The organism is Pseudomonas sp. NPDC090233, assembly GCF_044772285.1.
Taxonomy (GTDB): domain Bacteria; phylum Pseudomonadota; class Gammaproteobacteria; order Pseudomonadales; family Pseudomonadaceae; genus Aquipseudomonas.
In genome coordinates, this window is record NZ_JBIVYQ010000002.1 from 308,495 (window position 1) to 326,819 (window position 18,325).

Annotated in this window: 19 protein-coding genes; 6 read left to right on the forward strand and 13 right to left on the reverse strand. The window is 64.6% G+C overall.

Translation table 11 applies throughout. From position 1 onward, the window contains the following. Positions 1-8: 8 nt before the first annotated feature. From ACIQUF_RS05880 to lexA, 4 genes are read right to left on the reverse strand one after another with little or no spacing between them, the layout of a single operon-like run. Positions 9-3,089, reverse strand: a complete 3,081-nt coding sequence (locus tag ACIQUF_RS05880; protein WP_403129399.1) for an error-prone DNA polymerase — start codon at positions 3,087-3,089, stop codon at positions 9-11. Next, complete coding sequence (locus ACIQUF_RS05885) at positions 3,086-4,504, reverse strand: Y-family DNA polymerase (protein ID WP_403129401.1); 1,419 nt, start codon at positions 4,502-4,504, stop codon at positions 3,086-3,088. Before ACIQUF_RS05885 ends, ACIQUF_RS05880 begins: the two co-directional genes overlap by 4 nt. 3 nt (positions 4,505-4,507) lie before the next feature. Continuing rightward, complete coding sequence (imuA, locus tag ACIQUF_RS05890; protein ID WP_403129403.1) at positions 4,508-5,128, reverse strand: translesion DNA synthesis-associated protein ImuA; 621 nt, start codon at positions 5,126-5,128, stop codon at positions 4,508-4,510. Further along, positions 5,128-5,745: a transcriptional repressor LexA gene (gene lexA / locus ACIQUF_RS05895; RefSeq protein WP_403129405.1), complete on the reverse strand. Its 618-nt coding sequence runs from the start codon at positions 5,743-5,745 to the stop codon at positions 5,128-5,130. The genes imuA and lexA overlap by 1 nt, the downstream gene beginning before the upstream one ends. Before the next feature lie 93 nt (positions 5,746-5,838). Between lexA and ACIQUF_RS05900 the strand changes: the two genes are divergently transcribed. Together ACIQUF_RS05900 and ACIQUF_RS05905 are read left to right on the forward strand one after the other, a co-directional pair. Continuing rightward, complete coding sequence (locus ACIQUF_RS05900; RefSeq protein WP_403129407.1) at positions 5,839-6,498, forward strand: HAD family hydrolase; 660 nt, start codon at positions 5,839-5,841, stop codon at positions 6,496-6,498. Between the two features lie 172 nt (positions 6,499-6,670). Continuing rightward, the gene (locus ACIQUF_RS05905) at positions 6,671-7,393 is read left to right on the forward strand and encodes a DUF899 domain-containing protein (protein ID WP_403129409.1); all 723 of its coding nucleotides are present in this window, start codon (positions 6,671-6,673) and stop codon (positions 7,391-7,393) included. A 5-nt stretch (positions 7,394-7,398) separates the two neighbouring features. Here ACIQUF_RS05905 and ureG read toward each other — a convergent pair whose 3' ends face one another. Genes ureG through ACIQUF_RS05945 form a run of 8 tightly spaced genes read right to left on the reverse strand, consistent with a single transcriptional unit; the run spans position 7,399 to position 12,953 of the window. Next, on the reverse strand, positions 7,399-8,022 hold the full coding sequence (gene ureG, locus ACIQUF_RS05910; RefSeq protein ID WP_008093751.1) for an urease accessory protein UreG: 624 nt from the start codon (positions 8,020-8,022) through the stop codon (positions 7,399-7,401). Between the two features lie 11 nt (positions 8,023-8,033). Further along, positions 8,034-8,708 (reverse strand): urease accessory protein UreF, encoded by a 675-nt coding sequence (locus ACIQUF_RS05915; protein WP_403129411.1) that lies wholly within the window; start codon positions 8,706-8,708, stop codon positions 8,034-8,036. Beyond that, positions 8,708-9,253, reverse strand: coding sequence for a HupE/UreJ family protein (locus tag ACIQUF_RS05920; protein WP_403129413.1), 546 nt, complete (start codon positions 9,251-9,253; stop codon positions 8,708-8,710). The genes ACIQUF_RS05915 and ACIQUF_RS05920 overlap by 1 nt, the downstream gene beginning before the upstream one ends. A 21-nt stretch (positions 9,254-9,274) precedes the next feature. Next, positions 9,275-9,760: an urease accessory protein UreE gene (gene ureE / locus ACIQUF_RS05925; protein WP_403129415.1), complete on the reverse strand. Its 486-nt coding sequence runs from the start codon at positions 9,758-9,760 to the stop codon at positions 9,275-9,277. Positions 9,761-9,770: 10 nt separating this feature from the next. Next, positions 9,771-11,474, reverse strand: coding sequence for an urease subunit alpha (gene ureC, locus ACIQUF_RS05930; protein ID WP_403129417.1), 1,704 nt, complete (start codon positions 11,472-11,474; stop codon positions 9,771-9,773). After that, positions 11,471-11,788: an urease subunit beta gene (locus tag ACIQUF_RS05935; protein WP_403130300.1), complete on the reverse strand. Its 318-nt coding sequence runs from the start codon at positions 11,786-11,788 to the stop codon at positions 11,471-11,473. The genes ureC and ACIQUF_RS05935 overlap by 4 nt, the downstream gene beginning before the upstream one ends. 19 nt (positions 11,789-11,807) lie before the next feature. After that, complete coding sequence (locus ACIQUF_RS05940) at positions 11,808-12,110, reverse strand: urease subunit gamma (protein ID WP_236235799.1); 303 nt, start codon at positions 12,108-12,110, stop codon at positions 11,808-11,810. Between the two features lie 9 nt (positions 12,111-12,119). Then, entirely contained in the window at positions 12,120-12,953 is an 834-nt protein-coding gene (locus ACIQUF_RS05945; RefSeq protein ID WP_403129419.1) for an urease accessory protein UreD, read from the reverse strand. Between the two features lie 270 nt (positions 12,954-13,223). Here ACIQUF_RS05945 and ACIQUF_RS05950 point away from each other — a divergent pair, with 270 nt between their 5' ends. The 4 genes from ACIQUF_RS05950 to ACIQUF_RS05965 all read left to right on the forward strand — a co-directional run bounded on the left by ACIQUF_RS05950 (position 13,224) and on the right by ACIQUF_RS05965 (position 16,901). After that, complete coding sequence (locus ACIQUF_RS05950; RefSeq protein ID WP_403129420.1) at positions 13,224-13,604, forward strand: glyoxalase superfamily protein; 381 nt, start codon at positions 13,224-13,226, stop codon at positions 13,602-13,604. A 99-nt stretch (positions 13,605-13,703) separates the two neighbouring features. Next, entirely contained in the window at positions 13,704-14,723 is a 1,020-nt protein-coding gene (locus ACIQUF_RS05955) for a branched-chain amino acid aminotransferase (RefSeq protein ID WP_403129421.1), read from the forward strand. 146 nt (positions 14,724-14,869) lie between these two features. Further along, positions 14,870-15,550, forward strand: coding sequence for a response regulator transcription factor (locus ACIQUF_RS05960; RefSeq protein ID WP_400803408.1), 681 nt, complete (start codon positions 14,870-14,872; stop codon positions 15,548-15,550). Next, entirely contained in the window at positions 15,528-16,901 is a 1,374-nt protein-coding gene (locus ACIQUF_RS05965) for a sensor histidine kinase (RefSeq protein WP_403129423.1), read from the forward strand. Before ACIQUF_RS05960 ends, ACIQUF_RS05965 begins: the two co-directional genes overlap by 23 nt. A gap of 35 nt (positions 16,902-16,936) precedes the next feature. Here ACIQUF_RS05965 and cysS read toward each other — a convergent pair whose 3' ends face one another. Further along, a complete protein-coding gene (gene cysS / locus ACIQUF_RS05970) occupies positions 16,937-18,319 on the reverse strand; it encodes a cysteine--tRNA ligase (protein WP_403129425.1) in 1,383 nt (460 codons plus the stop codon). Positions 18,320-18,325: the final 6 nt, after the last annotated feature.

The window sequence follows — 18,325 nt, forward strand, 5'->3', positions numbered from 1 at the left end:
CCGTCGCCTCAGTGAAAATCCCGGCTTCGGACATCCAGTCCCTGTAACAAGGGGCTTATGTCCTCCAGCCGCCGGGCGATCAGGTGCCTGACCCCCTTCTCCTGTTCCAGCCGCCCGCTCACCTTGAGCAGTTGCGACCCCACCAGCGCCCGCCTTTGCCGCTCGGCCAGGTCACGCCACACCACCACATTGACCATGCCGAATTCGTCTTCAAGGGTCACGAAAGTCACTCCACTGGCAGTCTGCGGCCGCTGCCGCCCCACCACCAGCCCAGCCACGGCGACCGCATCGCCGTGCTCGGCGCCCGCCAGTTCACCCGAGCTGCGGCAGCCCAAGGCGCGCAGCCGCGGGCGCAATAACGTCAGCGGATGTGGGCCGAGCGTCGTGCCCAAGGTCTGGTAGTCGGCTACCAGGTCCTCGCCGACGGTTGGCGTCGGCAAGCCCACGGCAACCTCTGGTGCTGCCTCGACATCGGCAAACAACGGCAATTGCGGCTGCACGGCTGCAACCTGCCAGCGTGCCTGATGGCGGTCGCTGGCAAGAGCACGTAAAGCGCCAGCATCGGCCAACCGGGCCTGGGCCCTGCTGTCGAGCCCCGCGCGCAGGCACAGGTCTTCGACATCGCGCCACGGCCTGTCCGCCCTGGCCGCTTCCAACCGCCTGGCATCGGCTTCGGCGAAACCGCGAATCTGCCGCAGCCCCAGGCGGATGGCCAAGCCCTCTTCAGCGACGGGTTCCAGTGTGCAATCCCACTGACTCTGGAACACATCCACCGGCCGCACTTCAATCCCCTGGCGCCGCGCCTCCTGCAGCAGCTGATCGGGGCTGTAGAAGCCCATGGGCCAGCTGTTGACCAAGGCACAGGTGAAGATCGCCGGTTCATGGCACTTGAGCCAGCTGCTGGCATAGCACAGCAAGGCGAAGCTGGCCGCGTGCGATTCGGGGAAGCCGTAGCTGCCAAAACCTTTGATCTGCTCGAAGATGCGCTCGGCGAAGGCCAGGTCATATCCATTGCGTAACATGCCCTGCACCAGCCGTTCGCGATGTGGTTCCAGGCCGCCGTGGCGTTTCCAGGCGGCCATGCTACGGCGCAGTTGGTCGGCCTCACCGGGGCTGTAGTCGGCGGCGACCATGGCCAGTTCCATCACCTGCTCCTGGAACAACGGCACGCCCAAGGTACGCGCGAAGACCTCCTTGAGTTTCTCCGAGGGGTAGGTCACCGGCTCCTGCTTCAAGCGCCTGCGCAGGTAAGGATGGACCATGTCGCCCTGGATCGGCCCCGGGCGCACGATGGCCACCTCGATCACCAGGTCGTAAAAGGTCGTGGGCTTGAGCCGTGGCAGCATGGCCATCTGCGCCCGTGATTCGATCTGGAACACGCCCATGGTTTCGGCGCGGCTGATCATCGCGTAGGTGGCCGGGTCTTCACTGGGGATGGTGGCCAGGGTCAGTTGCCGGCCACGGTGATGTTGCAGTAGGTCGAAACAGCGGCGCAAGGCGCTGAGCATGCCCAGGGCAAGCAAGTCGACCTTGAGCAGGCCCACCATGTCCAGGTCGTCCTTGTCCCACTGGATGACCGTGCGTTCGGCCATGGCGGCGTTTTCCACCGGCACCAGATGATCCAGTGGTTGTTCGGAAATGACAAAGCCCCCCGGGTGCTGTGACAGGTGACGCGGAAAGCCGATCAGCTCGCCAGCCAGCACCAGGATGCGCCGCACCGAAGGGCTGCCGGGATCAAAACCGGCCTCGGCCAGGCGCTGTTCATCGGGAATGCGATCACTCCAGCGCCCGCAGCACTTTGCCAGGGCATCCACCTGATCGGCAGGCAAGCCCAGCACCCGCGCCACATCACGTACTGCACCGGCAGCGTGGTAGGTATTGACCACTGCCGTGAGCGCCGCGCGATGCCGGCCATAGCGCCGGAATACATACTGGATGACCTCTTCGCGGCGATCGTGCTCGAAGTCCACGTCGATGTCCGGCGGTTCGTTGCGTTCGCGGGACAGGAAACGCTCGAACAGCAACCGATGCTCCATGGGGTCGAGTTCGGTGATGCCGAGCACGAAACACACCACCGAGTTGGCCGCAGAGCCTCGGCCTTGGCAAAGGATATGCTGGCTGCGGGCAAAGGCGACGATGTCGTGCACAGTCAGGAAGTAGCTTTCGTAGCCCAGTTCTTCGATCAGCGCGAGCTCTTTCGCCAGCACGTCCCGCACCTTGTCGCTCGGCCCCGACGGCCAGCGCTGCGGCAGGCCACGCTCGCACAGTTCGCGCAGCCAGCTGGCAGGTGTTTGGCCCTCCGGCACCAGCTCACGCGGATATTGGTAACGCAATTCGCTGAGGTCGAACTGGCAACGCTCGGCAATTTCGAGGCTTTCGGACAACAGCTCGGGCGGATAGAGCTCGGCCAGTTGCTCCCGCGTGCGCAGGTGGCGCTCACCATTGGCAAACAGGAAGCGCCCAGCTTCGGCGACGTTGCAGTGCTGGCGGATGGCGGTCATGCAATCCTGCAAGGCCCGCCGACCGCGTACGTGCATGTGCACGTCCCCGCAGGCGACGGCGCGAATGCCCAGTTGCTGCGCCAAGCCGCGCAATTGGGCCAGGCGGTTTTCGTCATCACTGCCACGGTGCAGGTGCACGCCCAGCCACAGCCGCTCGCCGAACAAGCCTTGCAGCCATTGGCCTGGTGCCGGGTCGCTGGGGTCGTCGGCGATCCACAACGCCAGCAGCCCTTGGTGGTGCTGACGCAGGTCATCGCTGAACAGCTGGTAATCGCCCTTCTCTGCTCGCCTTCGCGCACGGGTGATGAGCGCACACAGATTTTGGTAACCGGTGAGGTTTTCTACCAGCAGCACCAGCTTCGGGCCGTCCTGCAGGCGTACTTCACTGCCGACGATCAAGCGTAACTGCTGCGCCTTGGCGGCTTGCCAGGCACGTACGATGCCGGCCAAGGTGCACTCATCGGTGATCGCCAGGGCTTGATAACCTTGCTCCTGGGCACGACGAAACAACTCTTCAGCGCTGGAAGCGCCGCGCTGAAAGCTGAAATTGGACAAGCAATGCAGTTCGGCATAGGCAGGTAGGCTCATGCGAACCAGCCCTGCAGCCACAGCGGGCCGGGTTGTGCCAGATCGCGATAGGCCCAGCCTCGCAGCCCTTCACGGGTTTCGATGCGGTAATAGTCGCGGCGCACATCGCCACCGTCCCACCAGCCCGACTCGATGCGCTCGGCCTGCCCGAGCAAGGTGTGGCCGCTGGCATCCAATAACTGTGGCTGGGGCAACAACCACCCAGGCCGGCTCCCCGGCATCGCTGGCAGGCTGCCCTGAGCGCCCTGGTCGGCGAGCTGCCAGGCACATTCGGGGCGGTGGTCGGCTTCGGCGCGCAAGCCCTGGACCGCTTCGTCGCCCAGGCGCGCGCGCAAGCGTTCGCGCAACTGCTCCCAGGGCTGGGCCTGTTGGGCACGGGGGTCGAATAACGCCTGGTGCTGGGGCACGAACGGCGGCAGGTCATCGGCGACCAGTCGCAAATTACGCACCGGGGCCGGGATGCGCAGCGGCTCCAGGCGCGCGCGCGCCAGTTCGAACAGCATCGCCGGATCACGCTCGGCGGCCAACAGGCCGACCTGTAACTGTGTGTCCGGCCCTTCGGCATGCTCCAGGTGCAAGCAGAAACGCTGGACGCCACAGTCGCGCCCGGCGAGGAATGCGCCAAGGTCGTTGAGCATGCGGCGCAGCGGAAACAGCAGCGCCTGGTGTGATTCGACGTCGAAATTGAGTTCCAGACGTGTTTCGAACCGGTCCGGCGGCTGATAAAAGCCCAGCCCCAAGGTACGCACGCCGAGCAACTGGTCCAAGTGCAGCTGCACCTGAGCACTAAAGCGCCTGGCCAAGGCATCACGCGGCAGCGCCAGCACCTGACCGAGCTGATGCAGGCCCATGCGGGCAAAGGCCTCGGCGGCATCGATGGGCAGCCCTATCCGCGCGATGGACATGCGCGCCAAGGCGGCGCGGGTATCGTCGGCGCATGTCAGCGCCAGGCCATCATGACCGTTGGCCAGCATGCGCGCCGCCACCGGATTGGTGGCGAGCACGATGCGCTGGCGCAAGCCCAGCGCTTTCAACTCTTCACGCAGGCGGGCCTCGAACAGCGACCAGGGGCCGAACAGCTGCAGGCTGGAACCCACTTCCAGTAATAGGGCGCGCGGATAGTGCAGGCTGACCTGTGCGCTATAGCGATAGGCCCAGGCGGCGAGCAATTGCTGCAGCTGTTCGATACGGGCGGGATCGGCTTCGACGCAGGTGAAACCATCGGCCAAGGCACGGGCGGCGGTGAGTGTTTGCCCGGCGCGCAAGCCAAGTGCGGCCGCCTCCTGGTTGACAGCCTGCAGTACACGCCGCTGCACCGGGCCGCCGATCAGCGCCAGCGGCGTATCAGCGTCATCGCGTTCGCGCAGGATCGAGTCCAGCGCCAATTGTGGCAAGAGGATGCAAGCCCAGAGCATGCATCACCCCCGCCCAGGGCTGGCGATGGCAGACGCAGGCGGCATGCCGCCCCTGCACTTGAGCACGCGCCATTGCATGGGCCGGGTATCGATGGCAAGACGCAGCGCAGCCGGCGAAGGGTTGTGTGCAGCCTGCTGTGGCCGGCAGGCAAACGCCAGTGTTTGGCCGGTTTCGGCCGCCACCTGCAAGCGGCGCAGGGCACGATCATCAGCGCGTTCCGGCCAGCACAGCACGGCGGCGCAACTGCCAGAGCGCAAGCATTGTTCAGCGGCCCAGAGCGCGTCGGCCTGTTCGGCATCGACCTGGACCAGCCAGCGCAGATCCACGCCAGCCGATTGCCAGGCTGGCGCATAAGGAATGAAAGGCGGCGCCACCAGCACCACCCTCCCACCTTCGGCTGTCAGCCGTGCCAAGGTTGGCCATAGCAGGTGCAGCTCGCCGCAGCCTGGGCTTGCCAGCAGTAACTCGCTGAGCGCCGCCGCAGGCCAACCGCCCTCGGGCAGGCGCTGATCAAGCAGCGCATGGCCGGTGGGCTGCAACCCGCTCGGTCGCGTCTGAGCCTGCCGACCGCGCCAAACCTGGCGCTGATCCAGCAGCCGATCAAGATCGACTACCGCGCCCATCAGTCACGCCTCAACAAGCCGCAGAACACCCCTTCAATGAAGAACTCGCGCTCGGGGCCGACGTCGATCGGCGCGTAGGCCGGGTTGCGCGGCAACAGCCGGTAACCGCCAGCTTGGCGTTGCAGGCGTTTGATGGTGACCTCCCCGTCCAGGCGCGCGACCACGATCTGCCCATCTCGGGCGTCACTCTGCTGGAGGATGCCCACCAGGTCACCATCGAAGATGCCGTCATCGACCATCGAGTCGCCGCGCACCTTGAGCAGGTAGTCGGGCGTGCGGCGGAACAGGCTGGGGTCGAGCAGCAACTGCTCGTGAATGCCCAGGTCGGGGCCGATCGGCGCACCTGCCGCCACCTGGCCCAGCACGGGCACCTCGAGAATTTCCGGGCGACGCAACGGCTCGGCCAGGCGGATACCCCGCGCCTGGTTGGGCGTGACGTCGATGTAGCCGGCCTGGCACAGGGCGGTGATGTGCTTGCGCGCGACGCTGCGCGAAGCGAAGCCGAAGCGGCTGGCGATGTCGGCAAGGCTCGGTGGCTGGCCGTGATCGCTGATACGTTCACGGATGAAGTCGAGGATTGCGCGGCGTTTGGGAGTCAGATTGTCCATGGAGCACATTTGTACTCTTTTCACAGTGCGCTGAACAGCCCCCTTCGTCGTCAGCTTTGGTTATCATCCCCTGGCTTGTGTTTTTAACCAGATGGATACCTGATGCTGACTGCCCTGCTGTTCGACCTCGACGGAACCCTGACCGACACCGACACCCTGCACTTGCAGGCTTTCCGGCAGCTGCTGCGCGAGCATGACGGCCGTGAGCTGACCCAGGCGCAGTTCGATGCCCAGGTCAGTGGGCGCGCCAACGGGCCGTTGTTCGCCGACTTGTTTCCGCAGGCCAGCACGGTGGACTGCCTGGCGTTGGCCGATCGCAAGGAGGCGCTATTCCGTGAACTGGCCCCGGCGCTCGAACCCATGCCGGGCCTGTTGCGCCTGCTGGAACATGCCGAGGTGAACGGGATCGGCATGTGCGTGGTGACCAATGCACCTCGGCTCAATGCCGAGCATATGCTGTCGGCCATGGGGCTTGGCGCGCGTTTCGAGCATGTGCTTGTGGCTGAGGAATTGGCGCGGCCCAAACCGGATCCGCTGCCGTATTTGACCGGGCTTGAGTGCCTGGGCGCGGATGCCGGTCAGGCGTTGGCGTTCGAGGATTCGTTGCCCGGGGTGCAAGCTGCCAACGGTGCAGGGATCTTCACGGTGGGTATTGCCACAACCCAGACACCCGAGCGTCTCTTAGCCGCTGGGGCGAAGCTGGTGGTGAACGACTTCAATGATCCGCAGTTGTGGGCGGTGATTGACACGATGCGGGGGTGAAGCCTGGGGGTGCTCGTCTTGGGCCTTCTGGCGGCGCTCGATTTGTGCATCACTGAAACTCTTGCGCCATGCTCCCAGGCTCACACCATTCGTCGCCAGTAAAAATCAACTGTCGATCCACCCCCTCCCCACTCGACCACTACCTGAATCCCCCCAGCGCGGAGTCAGCCCCATGAACCCCAAAAATCACGAAACCGTCACACGCAGCCAATGGCTAGCCGCCCGCCATCAGCTCTGGCTGCACGAAAAAGCCTTCACCCACCAGCGCGACGAACTGGCCGCCGCCCGCCGCGCCCTGCCCTGGGTCAAGGTCGAAAAACCCTACCGCTTCCACGGCCCGGACGGCGATATGACCCTGGCCGACCTGTTCGCCGGGCGCAGCCAACTGCTGCTCTACCACTTCATGTTCGTCGAGGGCTGGAGCGAAGGCTGCCCCGGTTGCTCATTCCTCGCCGACCATTTCGACGGCGCCAACCTGCACCTGGCCCATCACGATGTATCGCTGGTCGCCGTGTCACGTGCGCCCTATGCCGAGTTCCAGGCGTTCCGTCAGCGCATGGGCTGGCGCTTCCCCTGGTTCTCGTCAAGCGGCAGCGGTTTCAATGAGGACTTCGGCGTGAGCGTGGGCAGCCAGGGTGAGCGGCAGTACAACTACGAGCCCTACACCGGCGACGAAAGTGAATTACCCGGCCTCAGCGCCTTCTACCTCGACCCGGACGGCACGGTCTACCACACCTACTCCACCTATGCCCGCGGCCTGGACATACTGGTCAACACCTACAATTTCCTCGACATCGCTCCACTGGGGCGCAACGAGGACGGCACCATGGACTGGGTGCGGCATCACGATCGCTACGAAGGGCAAACCGGGAAGCCGCACTGCTGCCATGAATGATGGGGTCAGCCCCTGACACCCAGCATGCCGCGCTCGACGATGAAGTCGATCACCGCCTGCAGACCTTCGCCTTTCTTCAGGTTGCTGAAGGTCCATGGGCGCTGCGGGCGCATGCGCTGGGTGTCGCGCTCCATCACTTCCAGGGAGGCGCCGACATAGGGCGCCAGGTCGGTCTTGTTGATCACCAGGAAGTCCGATTTGGTGATGCCGGGACCGCCCTTGCGCGGGATCTTCTCGCCTTCGGCAACGTCGATGACGTAGATGGTCAGGTCAGCCAGTTCCGGGCTGAAGGTAGCGCTGAGGTTGTCGCCACCGCTTTCGACGAAGATCACTTCGAGGTTGCCGAACTTGCGCGCCAGGCCTTCCACGGCAGCCAGGTTCATTGAGGCATCCTCGCGGATGGCGGTGTGTGGGCAGCCGCCGGTTTCGACGCCGACGATGCGCTCCGGCTCCAGGGCGCCGGCCTCGGTGAGGATGCGCTGGTCTTCCTTGGTGTAGATGTCGTTGGTGACCACGGCGATCTGGTAATGATCACGCATGGCCTTGCACAGGCATTCGAGCAGCGCGGTCTTGCCGGAGCCGACCGGGCCGCCGACACCGACGCGCAGGGGTTGCTGATAGCTTTGCATAGTGGCAGTCCTCAGGAACGGAACAAACGGGTGTATTGGGTTTCGTGACGCGATGAGGCAATGGCCAGCAGCGGCAGCCCGCCGCCGAGCTGGTCATCGGTAAGGGCCAAAGCCTGGTCGATGACCTCGGGCAACGCTGCGCTCAAGTCACGCAGCAGGGTCTGAGCCGCCTGCTGGCCGAACGGCACCAGCTTGACGCCAGCCATCACCGCGCCCTCCAGCCAGGCGAAGGCATGCCCGAGGGCGAGCTGGCGCAGCGGGATCGACCAGTGCACGGCCAGCCAGGCCATGCCGCCCAGCTGACTGAGTTCGAGGCTGGCACGCCAGGCCGGGTCCTGGCCCAGTTGCCAGCCATCGAGCAGGCGCGCCAAGGCTGCGCCACGCTGCTGCTCTTCCAGGCGCAGCTCGGCGGTTTCGCGGTTGGCCAGCAGAAAGCGGCTCCAGCGCGCGAACTCCTCGGCATCGTCGACCTGGCAGGCGTGGTACAGGCGCGCCAGGATAGGCCAGTCCAGGTAAGCGAGGGTGTCGCGCATCTGCTCGCGCTGCCAGGCGCTGAAGCCCGCGACGTCACGCACCCAGCCCGCCTCCACGGCCCACTCCAGACCCTGCGAGTAGGTGAAACCACCCACCGGCAGGCCGGGGCTGGCCAGTTGCAGGAGGCGCAACAGTGCCAGGTCGCTGTTCATCAACCGGCCAGCACCAGCGCGGCACCGGCCAGCATGCCGCCACCAAAGGCCTTTTGCAGGCCGCTGTGACGGCGCAGCAGGCAACCGAGGCCAAAGCCGACCACCAACAGAAGGCCGCTGACGGTGACGAAACCGGCGCTGAACAGCCAGAACGCGCTGGGCGTGGCTTCCACGCCGTGGGCCCAGCCATGGAACAGGGCAAACACTGGCATGGCCAGCGCCAGCAGCATCTGGCGGCTGGGCAGCAGCACGGCGGCGGCGGCCACCAGCACGGACACGGCAATCACGGTTTCCATGCCCAGCACACCGCCGAACAGATGGCCGCACACGGCACCGGCGAACATGGCTGCCAGGGTTGCCAGAGGCAGGCTCAGGTTGCGTCGGGTCAACGCCGCCAACACGCCGGTGCCCAGCAACATCAGCAGGTGGTCAAGGCCGGTCAGCGGATGCAGCAGGCCATCGTGCAACGGGTTGCTGTCGTGGCCGGGGTGCGCGAAGGCCGGTAGCGCGACCATCAGCAGAACAAGGGCAAGTGCTTTTTTCATTGTGGGCTCCAAGTGGGCAGATCAGGAATGGGCTGGCAGGCGCACGAAGGGATGATCGTGACCGTGGCTATGGCTGTGCGGAGCGCTTTGATAGGCCCCGGCTTCCGGCTCGAACGGCGCCTGCTCGGCTTCCACTGTCAGGCCCAGGCCGCGCAGCATGTCGTCGAGCACGTAGTCGTGCTGATAACGCAGCAGGCCCTGCTCTATCTGCAAGGGTACGTGCCGGTTCCCCAGGTGATAGGCCGCGCGGGCAAGCAGATGGGGGTCGCTGCAGCGAACGGTCGAGACCGCTTCCGGTGCCGCAAGCACGCGCACCACTTGGCTGCCAGCGGCGTCGGCGAGCAGCTCGCCACCGCGCAGCAAATGCCCGCGTTCGAGCATCAGGCCAGCCTCGCGTCCATCGTCGAGGGTCACCCGCAAACGGCTCTTGATGCGGCTGTCGACGTCCAGGGTAACGGTGCCGGTGACCGTGTCGGATTCAGCGATGCGGCGGGTCAGAACAATCATCTTCGCTCCTTCAGAACAGGAAATAACGCTGGGCCAGCGGCAGTTCGCGGGCCGGTTCGCACACCAGCAATTCACCGTCGGCGCGCACCTGGTAGGTCTGCGAGTCGACTTCGATCACCGGTTGCAGGGTGTTGTGGACCATGTCGGCCTTGCGTATCCGACGGCAGCCGTGGGCCACGCCGATCAGGCTCTGCAGCCCGAGCTGCTGGGCCAGGCCACGGTCCATGGCGGCCTGGGGCAAAAAGGTCATGCGCGTGGCATGGCGGGCCGCGCCGAGGGCGCCGAACATCGGCCGGTAGTGCACCGGCTGCGGGGTCGGGATCGAGCCATTGATGTCGCCCATGGGCGCGGTCACGATCATCCCGCCCTTGATCACCAGTGCCGGCTTGACCGCAAAGAATGCCGGTGACCAGAGCACCAGGTCGGCCAGCTTGCCGACTTCAACCGAACCGACTTCATGGGCGATCCCGTGGGTCAGCGCCGGGTTGAGGGTGTACTTGGCGATGTAGCGCTTGACCCGGAAGTTGTCGCTGTAGCTCGTGTCCGGCGCCAGCGGGCCACGGCGCACTTTCATCTGGTGCGCCACCTGCCAGGTGCGCAGCACCACCTCGCCAACCCGGCCCATGGCCTGCGAGTCGGACGAGGTCATGGCGAACGCGCCCATGTCGTGGAGGATGTCCTCGGCGGCGATGGTTTCACGGCGGATGCGCGACTCGGCAAAGGCCACGTCCTCGGCGATGCTCGGGTCCAGGTGGTGGCAGACCATGAGCATGTCGAGGTGTTCGTCGACGGTGTTGACCGTGTACGGCAGGGTCGGGTTGGTCGAGGATGGCAGCACATTGGCCTGCCCCGCCGCGCGGATGATGTCCGGGGCATGGCCGCCGCCGGCACCTTCGGTGTGGAAGGTGTGGATGGTGCGGTCACCGATGGCGGCCAGGGTGTCCTCGATGCAGCCGGACTCGTTGAGGGTGTCGGTGTGGATCGCCACCTGGATGTCCATCTCCTCGGCCACCCCCAGGCAACAGTCGATGGCAGCCGGCGTCGAGCCCCAGTCCTCGTGCAGCTTCAGGCCCACCGCACCGGCGGCGATCTGCTCGCGCAGCGCCTCGGGTTGCGAGGCATTGCCCTTGCCCAGCAAGCCTATGTTGATCGGCAGGCAGTCGGCGGCCTGGAGCATGCGCGCCAGGTACCAAGGGCCGGGTGTGCAGGTGGTCGCATTGGTGCCGGTAGCCGGCCCGGTACCACCGCCGATGAATGTGGTGACGCCACTGGTCAGCGCCTCTTCCACCTGCTGCGGGCAGATGAAATGGATGTGCGAGTCGATGCCGCCCGCCGTGACGATCTTGCCTTCGGCCGCGATCACTTCAGTGCCCGGGCCGACGGGTACGGTGACGCCTGGCTGCACGTCGGGGTTGCCGGCCTTGCCGATCGCGGCGATACGCCCGTGCTTGACGCCGATGTCGGCCTTGACGATGCCCCAGTGGTCGATGATCAGGGCGTTGGTCAGGACCAGGTCCATGGCCTCGGCCGCGAGCATCTGGCCTTGCCCCATGCCGTCACGGATCACCTTGCCGCCGCCGAACTTGACCTCTTCACCATAAATGGTGAAGTCCTTCTCCACCTCCACCCACAGTGCGGTGTCGGCCAGGCGCACCCGGTCGCCGACGGTGGGGCCGAACATGTCGGCATACGCGCGGCGCGAAATACGGCTCATGACCTGCCCTCCAGCGCGCCCATCACCTTGCCCTGGAAGCCGTAGACCTCGCGCTTGCCGGCATAGGCCACCAGGTGCACGGTGCGGGACTGGCCTGGTTCGAAACGCACGGCAGTGCCGGCCGGGATGTCGAGGCGAAAGCCGCGACTCGGTTCGCGGTCGAACACCAGCGCGTCGTTGACCTCGTAAAAGTGGTAATGCGAGCCGACCTGCACCGGGCGGTCGCCATGGTTGGCAACGCTGACGCTGACCGTTTCGCGGCCGACGTTGAGCTCGATGTCGCCGGCGGCGGTCTGGATTTCACCTGGAATCATGCTGGGCTCCTCAGCCAGGTCAGACGATGGGGTCATGCACGGTCACCAGCTTGGTGCCATCGGGGAACGTGGCCTCGACCTGCACGTCATGGAGCATCTCGGCGACACCGTCCATGACCTGCTCGCGGCCAATCACTTCGCGGCCCAGGCTCATCAGCTCGGCCACGGTGCGGCCATCGCGGGCACCTTCGAGCACCGCAGCGCTGATCAGCGCCACCGCCTCCGGGTAGTTGAGCCTCAGGCCACGGGCCAAGCGCCGTTCCGCCAGCAACGCGGCGGTGAACAGCAGCAGTTTGTCTTTTTCTCTTGGGGTCAGCTCCATGGCGCTCTCTCAGGTGGCCCAGATGCGCGGCGGGCATGCTGGCAGGCCGAGGACAGCCGGCCGCAGCAGGTGCCAGAGGCGCTGCAGGGTGTGTTGCAGATGTTGGTTGTCGTGGTCGAGCAGGCGGATCACCAGCAGCGAACCGAGCAGGGTTGCGCCTGCAGGGGTGTCGAGTTCATCGAGCAGGCTGCGGACCTGTTCCAGTACGGACGGGTCTGCCGGTGACGCGCAAAAGGTCGCGAGCAGCGGGTGACCGCCGAGCTTGTCGAGTTCACCGCCGGTGATGCGCAAGCGTTCGTGCAGGCCGGGGTCATCGGACAGCTCGATGCACAAGCGGCTATCCAGACAGCCCTGATCGAAGCGCTCCCCCATCACCGGCCTACCCAGGCACAGTGTTTCCCAGGCCAGCAAACGGGCGCCGGGTTCGAGGGTGAAGCGACTGTCGAGGCTGGCACGGGCGCCGGAGAAGAAAATGCTGTCCTGCGGCAGCCACTCCAGCGTGCTGCCTGCTTGCAGGTGAAAACGTTGGGTCAGCCATGCGGTGGGGCCGATGCTGCGGTAGAACTTGCTGGCGCCTGGCATGGTGAGCAGCGCATGGCTGCCGGGTTCCAGACGGATATCCAGCTCCAGGCGGTCACCGGCGACGATCCCTCCAGGCGGGTGCAGCACATAAACGTGGCATGGCGCGCCCTCCGGATAGAACGGCCGTTGCACCAAAAGCGGGCCGAAATGGCGGCGCGCACCAAGGCGGGTCACGCCATTGCGCTCGACGAAGCGCAACTGCAGGTGGGCGCTCCAGCCCTCATCTTCTTCAGATTTTTCGAGGCGCTCTGCCAGCAACATCCTATAGCCCCTGATATCCGTGGCCCGCAGCCGTTAGGAGGATCAGGTCCGCGCGCTGATGTGCGGCAGGCCTGACCACTCGATCAAATTCAATTGGCTGGGATATAGCAGGTTGCGGGCCAACTACGCAGGTGAAGGCACATGAAATCTGTAGTGCGACAGCTCTGGCATAGGGCATACAGGCGCGCATCGCACAATGCGAGGGCGCTACTTGGCCCTGATTCGGTGCTGCGCTAAAGTCTGCTCTCCACACTCGGCCAAGGAATTGCCATGTCTCTCGCCCCCGCCATCCCGGTCTTACGGATCTTCTGCGTCGACAAGGCCAAAGAGTTTTATCTGGATTTCATGGGTTTTCAGCTGGACTGGGAGCACCGCTTCAGCCCGGATCTGCCGCTCTATATGCAGATTCACCGCGACGGGCTGATCTTGCACTTGAGCGAGCACCACGGCGACGCCTGCCCAGGCTCGACTGTGTTTGCGCGCACTGAAGAACTGCTGGCGCTGGAGCGTGAGCTGCAGGACAAACAGTACGGCTACGCCCGCCCACAGGCTGCGCGCGTTGACTGGGGCCTGGAGATGCTGATTCGCGACCCGTTTGGCAACCTGTTGCGCTTCTGCCAGCAGATCGACGATGAGAACGCCAATTCGTGACTGGCCGTTCCCGATCCGCGACGGATGTATTAAGGTGGCGAGGTGCGCATATAACAGCAGCCCGAGCGATCGGGCACTTGCAAGACAATCGAGGGTGTCATGAGTAACGAAAGCATTAATTGGGACAAGCTGGGTTTCGACTACATCAAGACCGACAAGCGTTACCTGTCCGTATGGCGCAATGGTGAGTGGGACAAAGGCACCCTGACTGAAGACAACGTGCTGCACATCAGTGAAGGCTCCACGGCCCTACACTATGGCCAGCAGTGCTTCGAAGGCCTCAAGGCCTACCGTTGCAAAGACGGCTCGATCAACCTGTTCCGCCCTGACCAGAACGCCGCCCGCATGCAGCGCAGCTGCGCGCGCCTGCTGATGCCGCACGTGCCGACCGATGTGTTCATCGAGGCCTGCAAGCAAGTGGTCAAGGCCAACGAAAAGTTTGTTCCGCCACACGGCAAGGGCGCCCTGTACCTGCGTCCGTTCGTGATCGGCACCGGCGACAACATCGGCGTGCGCACCGCCCCGGAGTTCATCTTCTCGGTCTTCGCCATCCCGGTTGGCTCGTACTTCAAAGGTGGCATGAAGCCGCACAACTTCCAGATTTCCAGCTTCGACCGTGCCGCCCCGCAAGGCACCGGCGCGGCCAAGGTCGGCGGCAACTACGCGGCCAGCCTGCAGCCGGGCGCTGAAGCCAAGAAGGCCAACTTCGCCGATGCCATCTACCTCGATCCGCTGACCCACACCAAAATCGAGGAGGTCGGTTCGGCCAACTTCTTCGGCATCACCGCCAACAACGAATTCGTCACCCCGAAATCGGCTTCGGTGCTGCCTGGCATCACCCGCCTGTCGCTGATGGAACTGGCACAATCGCGCCTGGGCCTGACCGTGGTCGAAGGTGACGTGGAAATCAGCAAGCTCGACCGCTTCCTCGAAGCCGGCGCCTGCGGCACCGCAGCGGTAATCACCCCGATTGGTGGCATCGAGTACAACGGCAAACTGCATGTGTTCCACGACCTGGAAAAAGTCGGCCCGGTGACCCAGAAGCTCTACAACGAGCTGACCGGCATCCAGAGCGGCGACGTCGAAGCGCCGGCCGGCTGGATCGTCAAGGTCGCCTGAGCTGCTGCATCACGCTGAATCACGGGGCATGCCAGTCGCTGGCATGCCCCGTTTTGTTTTGCTGCTGCCTAGATGAATTTTTCTTAAATCGCCGTTTGGCTATTCTTTGGCACAATCAAGTCTCCACTAGACGCCCAGGAACCAGCATGCCACGCGTACTGACCATCGAAGACGACGCCGTCACCGGCCAGGAAATCGTCGCCGAACTCTCCAGCCACGGCCTGGATGTGGATTGGGCCGACAACGGCCGTGAGGGCTTGGCAAAGGCCATCGCCGGCGGTTACGACCTGATCACCCTGGACCGCATGCTGCCCGAGGTCGATGGCCTGACCATCGTCACCACCCTGCGCAACCTGAAGATCGCCACGCCCATCTTGATGATCAGCGCCCTGTCCGACGTCGACGAGCGCGTGCGCGGCCTGCGCGCCGGGGGTGACGACTACCTGACCAAGCCGTTCGCCTCCGACGAAATGGCCGCGCGGGTGGAAGTGTTGCTGCGCCGCAACAGCGTGCCGATGACCCAGACCCGCCTGCAGGTCGCCGACCTGCAGCTTGACCTGATCAGCCATGAGGCTCGCCGCGGCGAGCAGACGCTCAATCTGCTGCCCACCGAATACAAGCTGCTGGAATACCTGATGCGCCACAGCGGCCAGGTGATCACGCGGATGATGATTTTCGAAGAAGTCTGGGGCTACCACTTCGACCCCGGCACCAACCTGATCGATGTGCACATCGGCCGTCTGCGCAAGAAAATCGATTCCCCCGGGCAGTCGCCGCTGATCCGTACCGTACGGGGCTCGGGCTATGCCATTGCTGAACCCGTCTAAGGGCTGGAGTTCCTCGACCAGCCGCCTGCTGGCGCTGTACAGCTTCCTGTTCGTGGCCTGGAGCAGCATCCTCATGGGGGTGCTGTATTTCGAGGTGTCCAGCTACCTGAACAAGCTGACCCGCCATTCCATGCTGCAGCGCCAGCACCTGTTCGCGCACATGAGTGGCAAGCAGCTGGACGACGCCCTGATCGCCAGCCAGGCGTTCGAAGAGCGCGCCTTTGATGCCTACGGCTTGTTCGACGCCCAGCTCAACCCGATCGGCGGGCGGATCCGTACCATTCCGCCGGAGCTTGGCATGGATGGCAAAGTGCATGAGCTCAAGCGCTGCCTGGACGCCGATGACCCGCACATGCCGCGTGACAGCTGCGACGCGGTGGCGATCAAGGTGCAGGACGGCCGCTGGCTGGTGCTGTTCCGCGATAACGGCTCGTTGTTCGTGGTCACGCGCATCATCCTGGATGCGTTGCTGTGGGGCATCTCCCTGACCCTGATCCCCGGGTTTGCCGGCTGGTACCTGCTGCGGCGCAGGCCCCTGAAGCGCATCCGCGCGATCCAGGCCCAGGCCGAGCTGATCGTCGCCGGTGACCTGACCCACCGCCTGCCGCTGTCGGCACGGCGCGACGAACTGGACATGCTGGCCGCCATCGTCAACGCCATGCTCGACCGCATCGAACGGCTGATGCATGAGGTCAAGGGCGTGTGCGACAACATTGCCCATGACCTGCGCACGCCACTGACGCGCCTGCGCGCGCAGCTGTACCGCATTCGCCAGCAGAGCGCGGTGGATTCGCCGCAGGCCGAGGCGCTGGACCAGGCCATCGGCGAAACCGATACCCTGATGGCGCGTTTTCGCGGTTTGCTGCGCATCAGCGAACTGGAAGATCGCCAGCGCCGGGCCGGCTTCGTGCAACTGGACCCACAGGGTTTGCTGGTGGAGCTGCACGACTTCTACCTGCCGCTGGCCGAAGATGGCGGCATTCGCCTTAACCTGCACCAACCTGCCCAGTTGCCAGCGCTGCATGGGGACCGTGAGTTGCTGTTCGAGGCGCTGGCCAACCTGATGGGTAATGCCATCAAGTTCACGCCTGAAGGGGGTCAGGTGGTGGTTAGCGCGACACAGGACGATGCTGGCGTGCATATCGCCATCGAGGACAGTGGGCCGGGGATTCCCGAGGAAGAAAGGACTGCGGTGTTGAAGCGGTTCTATCGCAGCGAGGAAGGCCACCGCCACTCAGGCTTCGGGCTAGGGTTGTCGATCGTCGCGGCGATCGTCGACCTGCATGGCTTTGGGCTGGAGATTGGCGAAAGCGAATTGGGTGGGGCGAAGCTGGTGTTGCACTGTAAATAAAAGCTGGGGCCGCGTTGCGGCCCCAGTTACACCGATCAGTCAGCCAAGCGCCAGGTAGTCCCGCCCTTGCCGTCTTCCAGCACCACGCCCATGGCGGTGATCTGGTCACGGATACGATCGGACTCTGCCCAGTTCTTGTCGGCCCGCGCCTGCAGGCGCGCCTGGATCAAGGCTTCGACCTCAGCCGCATCGACCTTGCCCTCGGCCCCTGCACGCAGGAAGTCATCGGCCTCCAGTTGCAGCACACCCAGCACATCACCGAGTTCACGCAGACGACCGGCCAGGCCAGCAGCAGCCTCCAGATCGCTGTCGCGCAGGCGGTTGATTTCGCGCACCAGGTCGAACAGCACGGCGCAGGCTTCCGGGGTACCGAAGTCGTCGTTCATCGCAACGCTGAAGCGCTCGACGAATTCCTCACCCCCCTTGGCCGCCACGCGCGGCAGGCCGCGCAGAGCGTGATAGAAGCGCTCCAGAGCGCCCTTGGCATCGCGCAGGCTGTCTTCGGAGTAGTTGATCGCGCTGCGGTAGTGGCTGGCCACCAGCAAGTAGCGCACCACTTCTGGGTGATACACGTCGAGCACATCACGGATGGTGAAGAAGTTGTTCAACGACTTGGACATCTTCTCGCCATTGATACGGATCATGCCGCAGTGCATCCAGGCGTTGGCGTACTGCTTGCCGGTGGCCGCTTCGCTCTGGGCGATCTCGTTCTCGTGGTGCGGGAACTCCAGGTCGCTGCCGCCACCGTGGATGTCGAAGCTTTCGCCCAGGCAGCAGGTGGACATCACTGAGCATTCGATGTGCCAGCCCGGACGGCCCGGGCCCCACGGCGAATCCCAGTGCGGCTCGCCCGGCTTGACGCCTTTCCACAGGACGAAGTCCAGCGGGTCCTGCTTGGCTTCATCGACTTCGATGCGAGCCCCGATACGCAGGTCTTCGATCTTCTTGCGCGACAGCTTGCCGTAGCCGACGAACTTGCCCACGCGGTAGTACACGTCGCCGTTGCCCGGCGCGTAGGCGTAGCCCTTGTCGATCAGGGTCTGGATCATCGCGTGCATGCCGGGGATATGGTCGGTGGCACGCGGCTCCAGGTCCGGCTTGAGGATGTTCAGGCGGCGCTCGTCCTCGTGCATCGCGTCGATCATGCGGGCGGTCAGCGCGTCGAAGGTTTCGCCGTTCTGGTTGGCCCGATTGATGATCTTGTCATCGATGTCGGTGATGTTGCGCACATAGGTCAGCTCGTAACCGCTCTTGCGCAGCCAGCGGGTGACCAGATCGAAGGCCACCATGCTGCGGCCGTGGCCCAGGTGGCAGTAGTCGTACACGGTCATGCCGCAGACGTACATACGCACCTTGTTGCCATCGAGCGGCTTGAAGACTTCCTTGGTTTTGCTCAGCGTGTTGTAGATGGTAAGCACGGCGGT

Coding starts and splice junctions, on each gene's coding strand:
- ACIQUF_RS05880 (WP_403129399.1), bottom strand. CDS start 3,089: ATGAGCCTACCTGCCTATGCCGAACTGCATTGCTTGTCCAATTTCAGC.
- ACIQUF_RS05885 (WP_403129401.1), bottom strand. CDS start 4,504: ATGCTCTGGGCTTGCATCCTCTTGCCACAATTGGCGCTGGACTCGATC.
- imuA (WP_403129403.1), bottom strand. CDS start 5,128: ATGGGCGCGGTAGTCGATCTTGATCGGCTGCTGGATCAGCGCCAGGTT.
- lexA (WP_403129405.1), bottom strand. CDS start 5,745: ATGTGCTCCATGGACAATCTGACTCCCAAACGCCGCGCAATCCTCGAC.
- ACIQUF_RS05900 (WP_403129407.1), top strand. CDS start 5,839: ATGCTGACTGCCCTGCTGTTCGACCTCGACGGAACCCTGACCGACACC.
- ACIQUF_RS05905 (WP_403129409.1), top strand. CDS start 6,671: ATGAACCCCAAAAATCACGAAACCGTCACACGCAGCCAATGGCTAGCC.
- ureG (WP_008093751.1), bottom strand. CDS start 8,022: ATGCAAAGCTATCAGCAACCCCTGCGCGTCGGTGTCGGCGGCCCGGTC.
- ACIQUF_RS05915 (WP_403129411.1), bottom strand. CDS start 8,708: ATGAACAGCGACCTGGCACTGTTGCGCCTCCTGCAACTGGCCAGCCCC.
- ACIQUF_RS05920 (WP_403129413.1), bottom strand. CDS start 9,253: ATGAAAAAAGCACTTGCCCTTGTTCTGCTGATGGTCGCGCTACCGGCC.
- ureE (WP_403129415.1), bottom strand. CDS start 9,760: ATGATTGTTCTGACCCGCCGCATCGCTGAATCCGACACGGTCACCGGC.
- ureC (WP_403129417.1), bottom strand. CDS start 11,474: ATGAGCCGTATTTCGCGCCGCGCGTATGCCGACATGTTCGGCCCCACC.
- ACIQUF_RS05935 (WP_403130300.1), bottom strand. CDS start 11,788: ATGATTCCAGGTGAAATCCAGACCGCCGCCGGCGACATCGAGCTCAAC.
- ACIQUF_RS05940 (WP_236235799.1), bottom strand. CDS start 12,110: ATGGAGCTGACCCCAAGAGAAAAAGACAAACTGCTGCTGTTCACCGCC.
- ACIQUF_RS05945 (WP_403129419.1), bottom strand. CDS start 12,953: ATGTTGCTGGCAGAGCGCCTCGAAAAATCTGAAGAAGATGAGGGCTGG.
- ACIQUF_RS05950 (WP_403129420.1), top strand. CDS start 13,224: ATGTCTCTCGCCCCCGCCATCCCGGTCTTACGGATCTTCTGCGTCGAC.
- ACIQUF_RS05955 (WP_403129421.1), top strand. CDS start 13,704: ATGAGTAACGAAAGCATTAATTGGGACAAGCTGGGTTTCGACTACATC.
- ACIQUF_RS05960 (WP_400803408.1), top strand. CDS start 14,870: ATGCCACGCGTACTGACCATCGAAGACGACGCCGTCACCGGCCAGGAA.
- ACIQUF_RS05965 (WP_403129423.1), top strand. CDS start 15,528: ATGCCATTGCTGAACCCGTCTAAGGGCTGGAGTTCCTCGACCAGCCGC.